Source organism: Paenibacillus plantiphilus (genome assembly GCF_927798095.1).
Lineage (GTDB): Bacteria > Bacillota > Bacilli > Paenibacillales > Paenibacillaceae > Paenibacillus_Z > Paenibacillus_Z plantiphilus.
On the sequence record NZ_CAKMMF010000034.1, the window covers coordinates 7,365 to 24,914 of the forward strand.

Sequence of the window (17,550 nt, forward strand, 5' to 3'; positions counted from 1 at the left end):
CCAGCCGGGCGGAATGCGCCAGCCCGGCTGCTTCGCGGCGCGAAGCGGCAGCGACGAGCGCCGCTTCGGCCGCTTCGGCAGCGGCGAGCGCGGGCGCCAGCCGCTCCGCCGCCGCCAGGCGCTGCAGCTCGCGCTGCAGCGCATCCACGCGCGGCGCATCCGCGTGCAGCTGCGCCTGCTGCGCTTCCTTCGCGAGCAGCGCCTCCTGCCGCTCGCGCACATGCAGCCGCTCCGCGTGGAGCCGCTCCGCCTCGGCCAGCGCTGCCCGCGCGACCGCTGCCGCGGCTCCCGCTTCGCGGTGCAAGGCCGCCGCCGCATCCACTGCGGCGGCCGAGGCGTCGCCGAGCCCTTGCTGCTCGGCTGCCGCTTCGCTGAGCGCGGCTTCCGCCGCTTTCAAGCGCTGGCTAAGCTTCAGCGCCAGCCCATCGCCAAACCGCTCCAAGCGGAACAGCCGCTGCAGCATTTGGCGGCGATCCTTGCCTGTCAGCGACAGAAATTCCGCGAATTTGCCCTGAGGCAGCACAACCGCCCGTGTGAAGTCCTGCATATTAAGCCCAATCCGTTCTTCTACGCAGCGGGTCACATCCCCGGTTCGATCAGCGATAACAATATCGCCTGCATCCGTTACCTCCACGAAGCGGCTCAGCGCACTCGTAATGGACACATCACCGCCGCGCTTGAACTGGCGCTCGACACGATAGCGCCGACTCTCGCCGCCGCCGGACATGTCAAAGGTGAAGGAGACCGCGAGCTGCTTCTCCGCCTGATTCATAATCCCCTGCGTACCATTCGGAGCGCGCTCCACTCGGCCATACAGCGCCAGCGTCATCGCATCCAAAATGCTTGATTTGCCGCTCCCCGTAGAGCCAAAGATGCCGAACACACCCGCTTCGCACAAGCGCTCAAAATCAACCTCCTGCGCCTCGCGATAACTTTGCAGCCCGCTTAATCGCAGCAATATCGGCTTCATGCTCCCTCACCTTCTCCCCTACGCCCTTCATCGCTTGTCCGATCCGAATCCAGATGATCATCTTCCGCAATCAGCTCCAGAAAGAGTCCCACCGTGTCCGCATCAGGCTCCGCGCCTCCGGTTTGCCGGATATAGAACCGCCGGAATAATTCCTCCGCAGGCAATTGCTCGCGTGAACGCCCGTCCTCCTCCATCGTCGCTGCATATTCCGGATACACGGGCCGAATGTGAACAAGCCCGTCATGCAGCCGGCGAAGCTGCCCAATATGCTGCAGCGTCATCGCTTCCGTCATCCATACATCAAGATCGATCCAGGCTCCTGCATCTCGTCCCTCGTCTATCCATCCCTGCACCTCTGCCAAGCCGCCCTTCGCCTTCCACTGAACGAGCGGTCGACCGCAGCTCAGGAAAATTTCTCGCGGCTCCACCACTTTCCCAGGCTCCGCGTCGAAGACGATAACCGACTTGGACTGTCCGGCTTCCGAGAAGCTGTACGCCAGCGGCGAACCGCTGTACCTCATCCGCTCATCGCCGTCCACCCGCTGCGGCCGATGCAGATGACCGAGCGCAACATACTGCGCCCCAATGCGAAGCGCGGACGGATCAACCGTATATGCGCCGCCAATCTGAATTGGCCGCTCCGAATCCGTCTCCAAGCCGCCCAATACATAAATATGGCTCATCGCCAAATTAATCGTGTCCGGCCGAAAGGACGAGCCAAGCCCTTGCATCAGGCGTCCTACACGCTCGGAGTAAGCCGTTCTCAGCAGCGCTTCATCCGTCTCTTCACGAAGCAGCTCCCGAAGTCTCGATTCCGATGGATAAGGCAAAGCCGCAATAATGGCCTGCTCCCCCGTACGCGGCGCATCGATGATCAGTGGCCCCGCCGACGGCATCCCGAGCAAATGAATGCCGCTTCTGCTAGCAAGCGGAGCCGAGGCAGCTACACGTTCAGGATGATCATGGTTTCCAGCAATAACCGCGATTGATACTTTGCCGTTGTCAGCAAGCCGCGACAAAGCCTCATAGAACAGCTGCTCTGCAGCCGCAGGCGGATTTACCGAATCATAGACATCTCCAGCAAGCAGAATGAGATCGATAGCCTCCTCCTGCACGATCGCTACCAGTTCGTCCACAAACGCCTCTTGCTCCTCCAAACGGCTGCGCCCTTCAAGCGTTCGCCCGAAATGCCAGTCCGCCGTATGCAAAATACGCACCATATACACCCCCGCTCCGATAAATTAGAACAACCTCTAGTACAACTGCACAGTCTTCCCTCCGTCAAAAAAGAACACATAACAGGCGTCAACCGGCCTTCCCAGAATACGCCTGATCGCTTCTCCATAAAGCGTCAATTGAAACCGATGCCGTTCAGCCGCAGCTTCCCATTGCCCATCATGAATCCTGTCCGTTTTATAATCAAGCAGCAGAAGCTGCTCCCCGTCCTCAAACAGACAATCGATAACCCCTTGAATGAGAATCGGCTCCTCGCCGACCTCCTGCCCCGCATTCGGATACACTCGCGATGCCGGGAACGTGCAGCTGAACGGCGTTTCCCTTCTCACCCAATCCGCAGCAAGCAGCTTCGCTCCTACCGGCGTGGCAAAAAAGGCTGCGGCTGAAGCGATATCCACCGCCTCTGCTTGTCCGGCAGTCAGCATACTTCGCTCCCGAAGTCCGTTAATCGTGTCGCGCACCCTCTCTTCATCAACAGGTCCATCAAGTGGAATATGCTGCATGACCAAATGGCTGACTGTACCGCGTTCAGCTGCGGTAAGCGTATGTTCCTCCATAAATTTAGGACGGCGCAGCCGGAACGTATAATCCCCGCTATCTTGAGATGGAGCAGCGGATCCAGCTTTGCTGCCCGTTTCTCCGATTCCAGCCGCCTCACCTGGACCTGAATGCGATGCCAGCTCCAAAAACGGAAGCACAGCCGACTCCTCATCTTCTGCCAGCTCGGCATGCAGCCGCTTCATCTCCGTAACAGATGTTTTCGCCGCAACTGTCGTCGCAGCCTGGTATGGATAAGTCCATGTCAGACGATCCTCAATCTCCTCTGCCGCCTCAGGCGATACAGGGATCGGCACAAGCGCTTGAACCGCCTGAAGCCGCTCCGCGAAAGCAGCATCGGCCGCTTCATCCACCTCAGCAGAAGCAGCCGCTTGAAGACCGAATATTGAAGCAGGAACAACACCAGCTTTCCAATCCTGATAGGAGCTTAGGCCATCGTTCGACTCCTTCGACTCCTTCGAGCCCTTCGAGTCTTTCACATCGTTCACATCGTTCGAGTCCTTCGCATCGTTCGCGTCCTTCGAGCCCTTCGCATCCTTCGCGTCCTTCGCGTCCTTCGCATCCTTCGCATCCTTCGCGTCCTTCACATCGTTCGCATCGCTTGAACCGTCAGCAGCCATCGCATCAACTGCTGTCTCCATTTCCATCCGATCCTTCTCTACATTGGCTGCAATTGAGATCGGAACGCCATCGCGCATCGCAAGCGGCCCGATCCAGTCCAGAAATCGTTTCGCCTGACCCAATCGAAAATCAGGGATCTCGCCCTTGGCGTCGAAAGAATCCTGCCACTGCTGCAGCGTCTTGACCGCGTCTCCGACGGTTCCCACGAGAAACAGCTTCTCCTTCGGCCTTGTCAGCGCGACATAAAGAATGCGCATCTCCTCAGCAAGCGTCTCCATCCGCATCTTGTGGCGAATAGCCAAATAGGGCAAGGTTGGATAGCTGACCCTAAGCGCTGTGTCGACGAAACGGGGACCGAAGCCAAGCTGCTTATGCATAAGGAATGCTCCATTCAAGTCCTGCCGATTAAACAGCTTTCCGAGTCCAGCCGCGAATACGACCGGAAACTCAAGCCCTTTGCTTTTGTGAATGGACATGATTCGCACCACATCCTCCTGCTCGCCCAGCGCCCGCGCAGTTCCAAGGTCGCCGCCGCTCTCCCGCATCCGGTCAATAAATCGCAGAAAACGGAACAAGCCGCGGAACGAGGTGGCCTCGTATTGCCTGGTGCGATCATGCAAAGCACGAAGATTTGCCTGACGCTGCATACCGCCTGGCATGCCGCCAACCAGATCGTAATATCCGGTCTCCCGATAAATAGCCCATAGCAAATCAGCGAGCGAGCCTCGTCTTGCTTGCTCCCGCCACTGCTCCAGCATAATTTGAAACCGGGTAAGCTTGTCCCTCGTTTCCTCCTGCAGCGATGCATCGCCAACTGCTTGCCTAACGGCATCATAATAAGCCGTTTTGCCGCCCCGAATCCGAATCCATGCCAGCTCCTCCGCATTCAGACCAAAGATCGGAGAGCGCAGCGCTCCTGCCAGCGGTATATCCTGATATGGATTGTCAATGACGCGAAGCAGCGATACAATCGTCTCCACTTCCGTCGCTTCGAAATATCCGTTGCTTAACTCCGCATAAGCCGGTATTCCCTGCGCCTGCAGCTCTTCAATAATAACGGGCGCCCACTGCTTGTCCGCCCGCAGCAAAATAACGATATCCCGCCACGCTAACGGACGTTTGCGGCCCCGCTTCCCATCGTACACCTCGAAGACAGCCGCGCTGCCTCCTTCCGCTGAATCCATGCCCTTCAATCTTCGGATCTGTGAAGCGATATATCGGGCTTCCAACTGTACGGTCAGCAAATCGGCAATCGGCTCGGTTGGCGATGGTGCCAGGGCCGACGTCTCAGCTCCATAGACATTGTCATCGCTCTCCTCATCTCCAGAGCTGCCGCTATCCTTCTCGTCATCCCGACCGGTCCCTTTGTCGATAAGCGCAAATTCAATCGCATACCGATCAGCAGAACCGCCGTCATTCGCGGACGGATACGAGGCTCCGCACACAAGCTCTGCGCGCTTGTCGTAATCCATCTCCGCAGCCCGCTCCCGCATTATCGCCCGAAACACATGATTGACGCCATCAACAACCTCGGACCTGCTGCGGAAATTTCTCGCCAAATCTATACGAATACCACTCTCGCGATCACCTTCAGGAGCAAGATTCTCTAACATATCCGCTTGCTGCCGAACATCATGGACGGAGGAATAAGCTTTATACTTGCGCAGAAACAGATTCGGCTCTGCCAGACGAAACCGGTAAATGCTCTGCTTCACATCGCCCACCATAAACCGGTTGCCCGCGCCAGGACGCGCCAGCAGCGCTACGATCGCCTCCTGCACCATATTCGTATCCTGATATTCATCCAGCAGAATCTCATCGAATTGACGCTGGTATTCAAGCGCCGCTGGTGATGGAATTGAATGCTCCGGCGTAGATGAAGGATCACGCAGAATGCGCAGACAATAATGCTCCATATCGCCAAAATCAAGCAGCCCCTTCTCACGTTTGCCCGCTTCGAACCGACCTCCGAAATCAATAACAAGCTCCGCCAATATGCTCATAATCGGCGCCAGCTCCATCAGCTCCTGGGCAAACTCCTCCGCTGAACGACTGAACAGCTCATCCGTCATATCCGCAATCATTGATTTCGCCTTGTCCCGCAGCTCCTTGGCCTGTTCCATCAACGTCTTGTCGGCATCGCCGCCCCGCTGACTCTTGAGCTTGCCGAAGCTCGCTTCTGCGAAAGCATCGGACCACGATTCCCACGGCTCGTTCTCCACACGGGCCGCAAGCGCGGAAACAATTCGCAAATCATCCTCCAGCGTCTCGGCATAATGAGCCGGTCCTGCAGGCAGTCTTGCCACATCCATAGCTTGCTCCAGCAAATTCCTTGCCCCTTGAAGCGCCAATGCAACCGTTCCGACAAGACTGCCCACCCATTCCGATTGGCCGAGCTCAGAAGCATCCCTCACCTCGAAGGCTGCTGCTGTTTCTTTAAGCCATACCTCAGGCCACGGATGACTTTGCGAGAACGTATACAGTTGCAGCACCAATGCATACAGCGGACCATCGCCCCGCTCACCGCCAAAGCGCTCAATAAGCCCAATGAAGCCGCTGTTCTCATCCGCCTCGGCGTAACGTTCTTCGAACAGAGCATCGAGCACATCCATTCGCAGCAGCTCCGTCTCCGTTGCATTGGCGATACGAAAGCCCGGGTCTAGACCGATGAGCGGGTAATAGCGCCGAATCGCATCCAGACAGAAGGAATGCAATGTCGTGATCGAGGCCCGACCCATTAAAGCGAGCTGGCGGCGCAGATGCTCCGACTCTGGATTGCGATCAAGCTCCTTCTCCAGCGCAATCCGAATCCGTTCCTTCATCTCCGCTGCCGCCGCCTTGGTGAATGTGGCAACGAGCAGCTTGTCTACATCGGTATCAGCCGAAATTTTGCGAATGATCCGCTCAACCAGGACGGCTGTCTTGCCCGAGCCCGCTGCGGCAGCAATCAGAATATTGCTGCCGCTTGTGACGATGGCATTCCATTGATCATCCGTCCATATGCTGCCCTGAGGCTTTGTCGCATGATTAGCTTCCGCCATCGTCCTCACCCCTCTTCGTCATATGAAATCTGCTGAACTGCTCGGCATCGGGAACGAGAATACGTCCGCGATCCAGCTCCTTGCCAGCGGCAAGCAGCTCCCATACTTCTTCCTTGCCCGGTTTGCCAAGCTTTGCGAAGGCGTTGCCTTCAATTAAAGGATCGAATTGGCATACCGGCTTATAAGCGCAGAACTGGCAGGGCAGCTTGGTTCCGAGCCGATAAGGCGTAATCGACACGTCGCCTCCCGCGATCCGGTCGCCTATTCGCCGCAGCGTCGTTCTTACCGATTGACGCAGCGCATCCCACTGCTCGCTCGACGCTACAGAGGAGCTGCTGTAGAAACCTCCGTCTCTCTTAAGCGCAAGCGGCAGAAGCTCGGAATACCCCGTATCCAATGAATGATCCATCATTCGGGCCGTTTGCTCATCCGCCAGCACCAGCCCCTTCAGCTTGAAGCGCTTCAGCATTTCCGATCTTGCTTTCTCCCCTGTAAGCGCATTGGATGCCGACAGCAGCGGATTGTGCACATGAAAATATAGGACGCCCGCAGGACGCGCCTCTTGACCGAGCCATTCCGGAGCCGCTTGCAGCAGAACATCCAGGTAGGTGAGCATTTGCAGCGCAAGCCCGTATGCCACTTCCTCCAGTCTGAGCTGCGTCGCGCTGGATTTGAAATCGATCACGCGCAGCAGCAGACCATCCTCCGTCTCCGCCGCATCCACACGATCGATTCGTCCCGACATTTCCATCGCGCGTCCGTTGGACAGCGGAATACGGACAGGCGGCAGCGGTCCTTCCGGACCGAAGCCGATCTCAACGCCGACAGGCTGGAAGTCTGCCCGCCTTGCATGCTCGCCAAGAATAACCGCTGCTTGACCGACAATATCCTGCAGCTTGCGAGCCACATAACGATTGCGGCTGCTGCTGAATAATATTTGCGATTGCAGCCGTTCGGCCAACTCCTCTACTACTATTGCCGCTTCCTTGCGAATGCCGGCGGCATCCATCTCCCCCCACCGATCACCGAGCGTTACAGCCAAACGACTGAGCGCCGCATGAAACAGCTGTCCGATATCCGGCGCTGCCAGCTTGAATTGCGCCCGTTCACGCAGCCGCAGGCCATGAATAGCGAAATGCTGGAACGGACAAGAAACGAAACGCTCCATTCGCGATACACTGCCTCTGAGCATTGTGCCGTACAGCAGATCAGCCGTAGCGGCAGATAACATCGCCGCTTCATTCGTATAATGGAGCGATTGGACGAGACGGCTCAGCCTGTCCTGCCACTGCGGCCGAACGGCAAACCAGTTGTAGGCCTCCCACCAGAGAGGCGAGATGGCTCCCCCTTGCCGCCAAACGCGAAGCCCATTAATCAAATACGACAGCGTACGTTCCGGGTGCGCGATATAGCCTAGCTGCTCCTCCTCCGTCATCGCCATGGAAGGCTCGCCTGCAATCATCCGTTCCTCAATGCCAGGGAACATCCCCTTCATCTGGCGAATAACCTCCGAAGCATGCAGACTCTTCCCTTCCTCGTCGGCCATCACCCAACTAATCCATAACGAATGGCTTGGCATCGTCAACGCGTTATAGATTAAGAAGCGTTCGTCCAGCAAACGTCTGCGTACACCGGGAGCCATCACAAGCCCGCCGTTTCCCAGCATCTCACGCTCCTGCTCTGTCAGCACGCCGTCCTCCTGAAACCGCTGCGGCATAACGCCGTCATTCGCGCCAAGCACATAACAAACCGACACATGACCAGGTCTTGTACGGTCAATGCTCCCGATAAGCACCTCATCAATCGAAGGCGGAACAGCCGCCAGCTTCAAGCTCTCCAGACCGGTTTCGATCATCCCCGCGAAGAGTGCAAGAGACAACGGCTCCTCGCCCGTCATCTCGACTAATTGATCCAGCAGATTCAGAACACCGTCCCATAGCTGCTTATGCTCTCTTGCACGCTGAGTCTGGCCCGCAGCCAGCGCAGTCCTGCTCCATCGCTCCAGTCTGTCCGGGGCATCGATACTGATCAACAGCCGATAGAGCGCCTCGCACATTTCACGCACATTGGCAGCCCGCTTCAGCTCTTGATTAAGTCTGTGCAGCGGTGAAACAACGGCTTCCCTTGCTTTCATTACAATCTCGAACAAGCGCTTCTCCCTATCGTCCGCTTCTGCCCGTTCCCCTTCCAACGAGTCGCGTGTGAACGGCTTCCACTGGCTAATCGTAAGCCAGCGATTGCCATCAATACCCGCAGCAAGAGCATAATTCTCCAACAGGTCAAAATGCTCTCTTGTCATACTCCCGTCATCCGGCATCAGCAGCTCAGACTTGATACAGCGGAATACGGTTTCATAGCGCCAGCCATGCTCAGCAATTTCAAGCGCCGAACGAATGAATTCAACAAGCGGATGATGAAGCGCCGCATTCTTCTGGTCCAGAAAACAAGGAATATCATAATCGTTAAACACCGCAGTTATGTAATCGTTGTAATCTGGCGAGTTCCGCACCATAACGACCAGATCACGATAACGCAGTCCCTCGTCCTTCACTCGTCGAACGATATCGCGGGCAACGGCTTCAACCTCCGCTCTCCGGCTCGCAGCCGCATGCAACGATACGCTTCCGTGCTCCAGATGCTCGGCTGCAAGGTCCATCGCAGCCCGATCCCTGTAATGACGCTCGATATGCGCCAGCATTGGACGGTCACGGAATCGATGCGGAGTTCCCTCATCTAACAGCAAGGGCTCCTCAATCGGCACGCCGCTTTGCAGCGCCAGATCACGCAGCGCAATAAACGTTTCTGCGGTCGACCGGAACAAATCCAGCTCATGCGGCATTTCACCTGCAGCATAGGGCCGATCCAGACATAATGTTACGGTCACTTGCTCTGCATATTGAAGAAGCGCGCCAAGCGCTTCATATTCTTTTGGCGTGAAGCCGTGAAATCCATCTACCCATATATGTGCGCCACGCATCGTTGATGCCAAGCCGAAGCCCTTAGTCATCCAGCTCAAGTAATCCTCAGAATCTATATATAAACCTGCCAGCTCGCTATCCAGCTCCGCATGAATAAGATGCAAATCATGAAGCTTGCGATGCAGCAGCGAATTTCCATTGCCTAGCTGATTGCTCTCGGCAAGCTGCTGAACGTCCTCTGCCGAGATGCCGTACCGCTTCCATTCCGTCAACAGCTCTCCGAGCCGCTCAATAAAGCCATGCTGCGTCTCACTGCCTTGATACAGCTGCAGACTCTCATTCAGCCGATGAACGATCTTATAGAGCAGCATGTTTTTGCCGTCCTCATTAATAGGCACAAGCGCCGTTCCACCCGTCTCCTGCATCACGCGAAAGGCAAGCCTTCTAAAGCTGAGCGCTTGGGCTCTAATCGTCCCTCCCAGCTCGGGGTCATTCAACAAGGTGTATTCCGTCTGAAAGGTCGCCTGCTCCGGCACGAGCATAATTAGCGGAGGGCCATCAGGCTGACGAAGCACCTCATGGCGAATATGATGAAGGCATTGATGGGTTTTCCCCGTCCCCGAACGGCCAATAATAAAACGGAGCGCCATGCGCCCACCTCTTCTCGTTTGCGATTCTATCATTTTATCATATCAGCGTACTTCTTTTCATCCGAATACACAAACATTTGTTCTGTTTGGAGACAGGGAATTTATGTGCATGCTCATCTAAAAAAAATAACGACCCTGAACTCGAACCAAGTTCAGAATCGCCTCATCTACTATGCTAAACTAATTCGTTATTAATTTCCGATCAATCAAAGTCTTCTGTGGCGTTGCATAGTAGCTTTTTAATCCAATACCTAATTGCCCATAGGCATTGCTTCCTCCAATAACCCAGAGCTCATTATTTTGTAAGATATAGTAATTGCTATTATTATGAAAAATACCGTTAATATTTAGCTTAAACTTACTGTTGCTAAGAACGCCAAACATTCCGCCAAGTCCATAAAGAGAACCACTCTTATCAGCTGCAATTGTTAACCTTGGACCCGATACCATATGAATGATGTATGGAGCTTTCTTTTTATTTTTCCCTTGGTTTGTAAATGACCGTAGATTCCCAGTAATATTAACAGGTTTCGTTATTACAGAAGCAGGAAGGAAATCTAACCGACGGGACGTGTTGTCACCCCACATCCATATATTTCCTTTATTGTCTCTTGCATATAAATATTCACCATTGCTATAGCCTGTCGTTATTTGCTTAATATCTTTCAAACCATCGATTTTAACCGCCTTTTTAACACCAATACCAGCCTCAGATGTGCTCCATCTCCAGACTGATCCATCACGTTTAATACCATAGCTATGAATCCAATTGGCTGCAACAGCTTCAACTTGATCAATATCAATCTGAGTGATTTCTTTCCCTTGCTCACCTCCAATTTGGTAGATGTATCCATCCATTGTAAGCGCAGTTATCTTTTTCCCGTGAACAGAAAAGTTCTTTATATTTACAGGAACCCCCTCAATCAATCTCGGCTCGCCTACATTGCCTTGCAAACCAAAATATTCTGTAAGTCCCCAAGCAAAGAGCCCTCCAGCCCTTGTAAGTGCTATAGAAAAGCCTTCGCCAGCCCCAACCTTTTTCACATTGCTGAGTGATGATATAAGCGCTGGAGTCAATATTTCTGTTTTTTCCCCAGGCAGTATTTCCTTGTTCTCATTGTTGCCCCAACCATACAATTTCCCTTCTTTCGTTGATGCCAGCACATGTCTGTCACTTTCAAAGAGTGAGACAACATTGTTGATCCCCTTTACTTGATAAGGATTGCTATAGTTAGAAACTGGCACGGGTGCACCCGTTCCTAATTGGCCATTTGAGTTATAACCAATACCATATAAGTTCCCATCCTTTTTAATCATTAATTGATGACTTTGACCCGCTGAGAAATAGGTGGCATCCGATATTTCGTTGATCCTTGCCGCTGCTTCAGTAGCTTCCCTTCCCCACGTCCAAACCGTTCCATCTGCTCTTAATGCATACTGTTCCGTTCGACCCCAACTGTTGCTGCTATATGTGCTAATCCCTATTGCCTTTTCAACTACCTTTACGGGATCATAGACAAATTTCGTACCTTTTCTTATCTGATACGCATAGACATCATAGGAAGAGGATAACAAGACAGGATAGTTCTCCCCTACTTTTATATCGATCATCTTTGGTATATTTTTAATAATAGTTGGAATAGGTGTATGATCTTCAACTGGAAACCAATCATAGGTAAAAATATTACTTTTATGCTGACTGCTGTTGACGATGGTCGTATCGCCCCATGCCCATACTCGACCTGAGGAATCTAAGGCGAGAGCAAGATTATCACCATTTGCAATATTTACAATATTTTTAAGCCCCTTAACTTGTTCAATCTTTTTCTCATATGTATTCCAAGAAACATAACTGTATTCCCATTTCCATACACTTCCATCCTTCTTCAAAAAGTAATTTCCAGCTATTTTATCAATGTTTTTGCTTTTTAAAATCTGAGCAGACTTGCCATAAAACGAAATAACGAGCGAACCATCCTTATACAAAGCAGCGTTATTTGTATATTGAGCCAGATTATTCATACCTGCTAACTGTTTAGGTTTTAGCAAGGAGCACCCACAAGTATCAACTTCACCCCAGCCCCATAGATTACCCTTTGTATCTAATAGATAGGATGCGGAATCGGTAATGGTAATTCGTTTATTTAGAGCGGTTGCCTTTTCAAACATAGCTTTCAATTGAGTCGTTGATATTTCACTCGTATTGTCTGCATGAACAATTGCTGTATTCCCCAAAGTAGAACAAGCAATCAAGAAACATACACACAGCCACCCCATCCTCATAGCCATACTAACTTTTGTAACATACATCTTTTGGAATCGCCCCTCTTATTTTCATAATGTTTATCTTTATATATTTAACTAATAATATATGATTTTATAAATTAATTCACTATTTTTCTATTTATTATCATTTCATTGGTTGGTGCATATTGGGAACCCACGAAAAAAAGGACGCCAGCCACTTCAACAGTGAGCTTGCGTCCTCTGGTAATCGTTAAAACGTTAACGGCTGCGAACCTCGAAAATCCCGAACTTCAAATAATGTCCTTCATTGACCCCGAGAATTTGCGGATGATCCTTGCCTGCAGCACGCCATTCGATAAGGCGCAGCGTTTTGCCGGCGTCGACTGCAGCAGCCTGAATCGTCTCCAGAAACAAGTCGGGTCTCATATGGTAGGAGCAGCTCGCGGTCACGAGATATCCGCCTTCATTAACAAGCTTCATCCCATGAAGATTGATGTCCTTGTAGCCTCTTATAGCGCTCGGCACTGCACCCTTCGTCTTCGCGAATGCTGGCGGATCAAGAATGACCACATCCCAGGTACGGCCAGCTCCGCTGAGCGGCTTGGACGTATCGACCTTGCCGCCCTCCACCTTGCTCCGCTCCGTCCGCTCTTCCAGTCCCTTCGCTTGGGTGCGCAAATAATCGAAAGCATCCGCCACAACAAACTCTACCCGGTCATCAAAACCATTGCGGGCCACATTGCGACGAGCTGTCTCGATGGCATGCTCCGAAACATCCAGACATGTCACCTTCTTCGCGCCATACTGGCAAGCATGAAGCGTGAAGCTGCCCGTATGCGCAAAGCATTCCAGCACATTCGCGCCATCCCAGTACGGGAACGTGACGACTTTGCCATTTGCATTGACTGGCACCTGCACGATGCTTTTCGAAGCCACATATACCCCAGCAGCATCAACTAAAGAATCTGAGTCCTTGCTTCCAGGAGCAGAACTCCCGTCTAACACCGCTTCATCCGCTGGCCTCTCTTCAAGCCGGATACCGCTTCGGGCTCCCCAGCCCTTCATGAGCGGCGCAATAGAAGCGCGATTCTCGCGCTGATCGAAGAAATATCCCGTCTTCTGGCCCTCTGCAATATCGACCTCCAGCAGCAGTCCGTTCTCACGGATATCCACGATCGGCGGACATTCGCCATAAAGCGCACCTGTCCGCTCCTCCAGCCCTTCCAATAGACGCACAGAGACATCGCTTCGCTCATAAATACCGGTCGGATTAAAAGTATGCAGCAATGCGCTCACAATTTCTTGACGACGAACATCCATCCCAAGCGTCAGCAGCTGTACAACGAGCACATCGTTGAAGCGGTCAACGGTCAGTCCGGGAAGAAAATCAGCCTCTCCATAAACAAGCCGGCAATCATTGCCATCCACGAAACGTTCCCGATGCTGCTTGCATTGCAGGAACCGCTCACGAAAGAACGCCTCATCCATCGCTTCAATAGCCTTATATGAAACGATCCGCACTGTAATTTGCGATTTCGGGTTCCAATATCCGGTTGCCAAATATCTTCCTTGATGGTTCACTACATCAACCAGCTCTCCTGGCGATGCATCCCCATCTATCCTCGCTATCTCACTGGCATACACCCACGGATGCCCCAGCTCCAGCCTTTTTTTGCGTTCCTTCAGCAAAACTGCTTTAGCCCGTTCCATTCTAACGTTCCATCCCTTCGATTTCTAACATGCAGCAGGCGTAATCATATTACGCCCCCTGCATCTCTGAGAAGCCGGCTTTTTCTGCTCAACGCATGCACCAGAGCCCCATTACAACCTCTACTATAACACGGTTTCCCCGCATATCCGACTGAATATTCGGTTCTCATGCACGGCTGATCATGCGCCGCCCGCTTCCCCAATCGATCAGATCAACGCGCTCAGCAGATTTATCCCATTCTTCCGGCAGCTCTCAATCATTTCGGTTGGCCATACCGACATCTGAACTTCCCCAATATGGGATTTGCGCAGCAGAAACATCACCGCACGCGACTGCCCGATTCCCCCGCCTATCGTATAAGGAAGCTCCTTATTCATCAGCATCGTATGGAACGGAAGTGAAAACCTGTCCTCACAGCCGCTCTCACGCAGCTGGTAGTCCAAAGCCGCTTCATCAACGCGGATGCCCATCGAGGAAATTTCGTAAGCCATTTCCAGCACCGAATTCCATACGATAATATCACCGTTGAGCTGCCAATCGTCGTAATCGGGAGCACGCCCATCATGCACTTCGCCAGAAGCCAGCTTGCCGCCGATCCCCATCAGGAATACTGCGCCCTTTTCCTTGGCTATCCGGTTTTCCCGCTCTTTTGGCGACAGGTCCCCATAAGCATCCTCAAGCTCTTGCGTTGTCACAAAGCTGATTTCATCCGGAAGCAAGGGTCCATTATGAGGGTAAATAGCGGCAAGCTCCGCTTCAGTCTCCTTCAATGCTCCATAAATAAGCTGCACAGTAGCTTTCAACGTGTCGATGCCCCGCGCTTCCTTCGAGATGGCCTTCTCCCAATCCCACTGATCCACAAGGATCGAATGAAGCGGACCGACCGTTTCATCACGGCGAATCGCCTTCATGTCCGTATACAGCCCTTCACCAGGCTGCATGTCATAATAGCGGACAGCCAGCCGTTTCCATTTCGCCAGCGATTGCACCACTTCAAGACGGGTGTTCTCAAGTGCGATAGCATCAAAGGATACACATCGTTCCCAGCCATTTAAGTTATCGTTCAATCCTTCATGCGCAGTAACGAATAAGGGGGCTGACACTTTAATCAGGTTCAACTTGCTGCTCAGCTTTTGCTCGAACATTTGCTTCACATAGCTAATTGCCTTTTCGTTCTCTTTCAGAGACATTACACTAACAGTTGTCATATAAATAACACCTCTTCTTTTTTGTAATTTTCTGAATTCCGCCATTAAGTTTGAACATTCCCCCCTTCACTTTTGTGCTGTCGCTGCCGAAAATCAAACATGTTATGTAAAGTCAAACACAGGACTGCTTGTCATGCATGTCTATCCGCGCTCATATAGATTGATGTAGGGATTTATTGCGAACCGCGCACATTAAAGACCCCGCAAAGGAGCGAAGCAGGATGCATGCGATCGTACTTCCCATTCTGGCAGGATTCGCCGTCTTTCTAGTCGGTATGAAAATAATGGAGCTGGCGCTGCATCGTTCTGTCGGCCAACATCTGCAGGGCATCCTGCACAAGACGACTGCAACGCCAATTCACGGACTCGTCGTTGGAACAGCAGCAACAGCCGTTTTGCAGAGTAGTACGGCCATAACGGTAATGACAATCGGGCTCGTCAATGCCGGCTTGCTGACCTTCCCGCGTACGCTCGGCATCATTCTCGGCACCAATATCGGCACTTGCTTGACGACTGAGCTGATTGGCCTCAACCTCAGCGGGCTGGCATGGCCGCTGCTTCAAATCTCGCTGGCGCTCTGGCTCATAACCGTACTGTTCGATGAGATCGGCATACTGCAAGGGGTCTTCAGCAAATCGCAGCCGAAAGGTGTAGCCAGCAGCAAAGGCTGGCTTCAGCCTCTCCGCAACAGCTCCGTTATTGCCGGAGGTTTCGCCCTGCTGCTAATCGGCATCGGGCTCATGCAATCGGTAGCCTCAGACGTGCAAGCGAGCAGCTTCTTCAACGCTTTTCTGCAGCGCGCGGAGGACAGTGTCTGGTGGGGGCTCACTGCTGGAATCGTATTGACTGCTGCAGTACACAGCAGCGCTGCTGTCATCGGCATCATCATGGGACTCGCCTCTGTCGGTGCAATGCCGATCGAGGTCGGCATCGCTGTCGTCCTCGGCTCGAACATCGGAACATGCGTCACAGCAATACTCGCTTCAATTGGCGGCTCCAAGTCCGGCCGGTTCGTCGCATGGTCGCATATCCTGCTCAACGTAGGCGGCGCGGCGCTATTCGCGCCCTTTGTCTCTGAGCTGCACACTATCGCTGGCTGGATATCTTCATCTCCGGCCGCTCAAATCGCGCATGCGCAAACCATTTTTAATATGATGAGCTCTCTGCTGGCCCTGCCCCTTTGTTACCTTCCACGGATTCAGCGTTTGTCGCCGAACTGACAATAAGGACGCCAGAGCTCGTTCCGAGCCGGTTCGCTCCCGCCTTCAGCATTTGCAGGGCTGTAGCCGCATCGCGAATACCGCCAGATGCTTTGACTCCAATGCCTGGCGATACGGAGGCGCGCATCAATCTAATATCTGCCTCGCTCGCGCCTCCTGGGCCGAATCCGGTAGACGTCTTCACATAATGGGCACCGGCAGCTTCTGCTACGCGGCAAGCCTCGGCTTTGTGTCCATCGTCCAGCAGACCTGTTTCGAGAATGACCTTGACGATAGCCTGGCCTTCAACCGCGCGAACAATCGCCGATATATCATGGGATACCGTCCCGAAACGATCCTCCATAACTGCGCCAACCGGAAGCACCATATCGATTTCCCTTGCCCCGTCCTCCACCGCATTCACAGCCTCGAACACCTTCGCTTTCGTTGTCATGGCTCCTAGCGGAAATCCGCAAACGACACTGATATGGACGCCAGAGCCAGCCAGCTGCTCCCGACAAAGTGGAACCCATGAGCCGTTAACGCACACACTGTAGAAGCCATGCTCCATCGCTTCCTCGCAAAGCTTAATAATATCCCGCTCCGCAGCGGCAGGCTTCAACAGCGTATGATCGATGAAACGGGCAATCGGCTTGCCAGGCTCCCAAATTTCAACCATTCCCCTGCACCTCCAGACCTAACAGCTTTAGCGCTCCCGCCAAAATTCTATCGTTGTTATTGTAGCCGGACTGGCGCTGACGGCGCCATGCCTCCGAAGGCTCGAACCATTCAACGCCGCGAATCTCCTCAACCTGGGCCTGCAGCTTGCCGCCGACAGCTTCTACCAGATAATAATGGACCTCTTTATCTACACTGCCCTTGGATTCGTGGTTATACTTGTATTTAATCTGATCAATCGGCGCAATAATAACGCCTTCCATACCCGTTTCCTCGACTATCTCCCGAAGCGCAGTCTGCTCTATCGTTTCTCCTGGCTCCATCTTGCCTTTAGGCAATGAAATTTTGCCGTAACGGTCTTGAATCAGTTGAATTTGCATCTGTCCGTCAATCCGACGGAATACAACGCCGCCTGCCGATATTTCCTTCATCGCCATAGTTCCCCCTCTAACCTTGCATATGTGCCTATGTAGAGCAAGGATTCTTAGACTCAACCCGATGGGGGCAGATAAG

The 17,550-nt window shown here is 53.1% G+C and carries 10 protein-coding genes; 1 reads left to right on the forward strand and 9 read right to left on the reverse strand.

The window, feature by feature from the left end; translation table 11 throughout:
• The 7 genes from L6H65_RS22745 to asnA all read right to left on the reverse strand — a co-directional run.
• On the reverse strand, window positions 1-970 hold a 970-nt coding region (locus tag L6H65_RS22745; RefSeq protein ID WP_236345160.1), incomplete at its 3' end, for an AAA family ATPase.
• Window positions 967-2,187 carry an exonuclease SbcCD subunit D gene (locus tag L6H65_RS22750; RefSeq protein ID WP_236345239.1) on the reverse strand — a complete coding sequence of 407 codons (1,221 nt, stop codon included), beginning with the start codon at window positions 2,185-2,187 and terminating at the stop codon, window positions 967-969. The genes L6H65_RS22750 and L6H65_RS22745, both read right to left, overlap by 4 nt.
• A 36-nt stretch (window positions 2,188-2,223) precedes the next feature.
• On the reverse strand, window positions 2,224-6,426 hold the full coding sequence (gene addA / locus L6H65_RS22755) for a helicase-exonuclease AddAB subunit AddA (RefSeq protein ID WP_236345167.1): 4,203 nt from the start codon (window positions 6,424-6,426) through the stop codon (window positions 2,224-2,226).
• Window positions 6,413-9,994: a helicase-exonuclease AddAB subunit AddB gene (gene addB, locus L6H65_RS22760; protein WP_236345169.1), complete on the reverse strand. Its 3,582-nt coding sequence runs from the start codon at window positions 9,992-9,994 to the stop codon at window positions 6,413-6,415. Before addB ends, addA begins: the two co-directional genes overlap by 14 nt.
• Window positions 9,995-10,174: 180 nt before the next feature.
• Window positions 10,175-12,304: an RCC1 domain-containing protein gene (locus tag L6H65_RS22765; RefSeq protein ID WP_236345171.1), complete on the reverse strand. Its 2,130-nt coding sequence runs from the start codon at window positions 12,302-12,304 to the stop codon at window positions 10,175-10,177.
• Between the two features lie 195 nt (window positions 12,305-12,499).
• Entirely contained in the window at window positions 12,500-13,951 is a 1,452-nt protein-coding gene (locus tag L6H65_RS22770; RefSeq protein ID WP_236345173.1) for a class I SAM-dependent rRNA methyltransferase, read from the reverse strand.
• 207 nt (window positions 13,952-14,158) lie between these two features.
• Window positions 14,159-15,160, reverse strand: a complete 1,002-nt coding sequence (gene asnA / locus L6H65_RS22775) for an aspartate--ammonia ligase (RefSeq protein WP_236345177.1) — start codon at window positions 15,158-15,160, stop codon at window positions 14,159-14,161.
• Between the two features lie 221 nt (window positions 15,161-15,381).
• On the opposite strand from asnA, the gene L6H65_RS22780 reads away from it, so the two are divergent.
• Window positions 15,382-16,380 (forward strand): Na/Pi cotransporter family protein, encoded by a 999-nt coding sequence (locus L6H65_RS22780; RefSeq protein ID WP_236345182.1) that lies wholly within the window; start codon window positions 15,382-15,384, stop codon window positions 16,378-16,380.
• Here the strand turns inward: L6H65_RS22780 and deoC are convergent.
• Together deoC and L6H65_RS22790 are read right to left on the reverse strand one after the other, a co-directional pair.
• Window positions 16,307-17,038 (reverse strand): deoxyribose-phosphate aldolase, encoded by a 732-nt coding sequence (gene deoC, locus L6H65_RS22785; RefSeq protein WP_236345183.1) that lies wholly within the window; start codon window positions 17,036-17,038, stop codon window positions 16,307-16,309. The genes L6H65_RS22780 and deoC overlap by 74 nt on opposite strands.
• Window positions 17,031-17,468, reverse strand: a complete 438-nt coding sequence (locus tag L6H65_RS22790; protein ID WP_236345184.1) for an NUDIX hydrolase — start codon at window positions 17,466-17,468, stop codon at window positions 17,031-17,033. The genes deoC and L6H65_RS22790 overlap by 8 nt, the downstream gene beginning before the upstream one ends.
• Window positions 17,469-17,550: the final 82 nt, after the last annotated feature.

Coding starts and splice junctions, on each gene's coding strand:
- addA (WP_236345167.1), bottom strand. CDS start 6,426: ATGGCGGAAGCTAATCATGCGACAAAGCCTCAGGGCAGCATATGGACG.
- addB (WP_236345169.1), bottom strand. CDS start 9,994: ATGGCGCTCCGTTTTATTATTGGCCGTTCGGGGACGGGGAAAACCCAT.
- L6H65_RS22765 (WP_236345171.1), bottom strand. CDS start 12,304: ATGTATGTTACAAAAGTTAGTATGGCTATGAGGATGGGGTGGCTGTGT.
- L6H65_RS22770 (WP_236345173.1), bottom strand. CDS start 13,951: ATGGAACGGGCTAAAGCAGTTTTGCTGAAGGAACGCAAAAAAAGGCTG.
- asnA (WP_236345177.1), bottom strand. CDS start 15,160: ATGACAACTGTTAGTGTAATGTCTCTGAAAGAGAACGAAAAGGCAATT.
- L6H65_RS22780 (WP_236345182.1), top strand. CDS start 15,382: ATGCATGCGATCGTACTTCCCATTCTGGCAGGATTCGCCGTCTTTCTA.
- deoC (WP_236345183.1), bottom strand. CDS start 17,038: ATGGTTGAAATTTGGGAGCCTGGCAAGCCGATTGCCCGTTTCATCGAT.
- L6H65_RS22790 (WP_236345184.1), bottom strand. CDS start 17,468: ATGAAGGAAATATCGGCAGGCGGCGTTGTATTCCGTCGGATTGACGGA.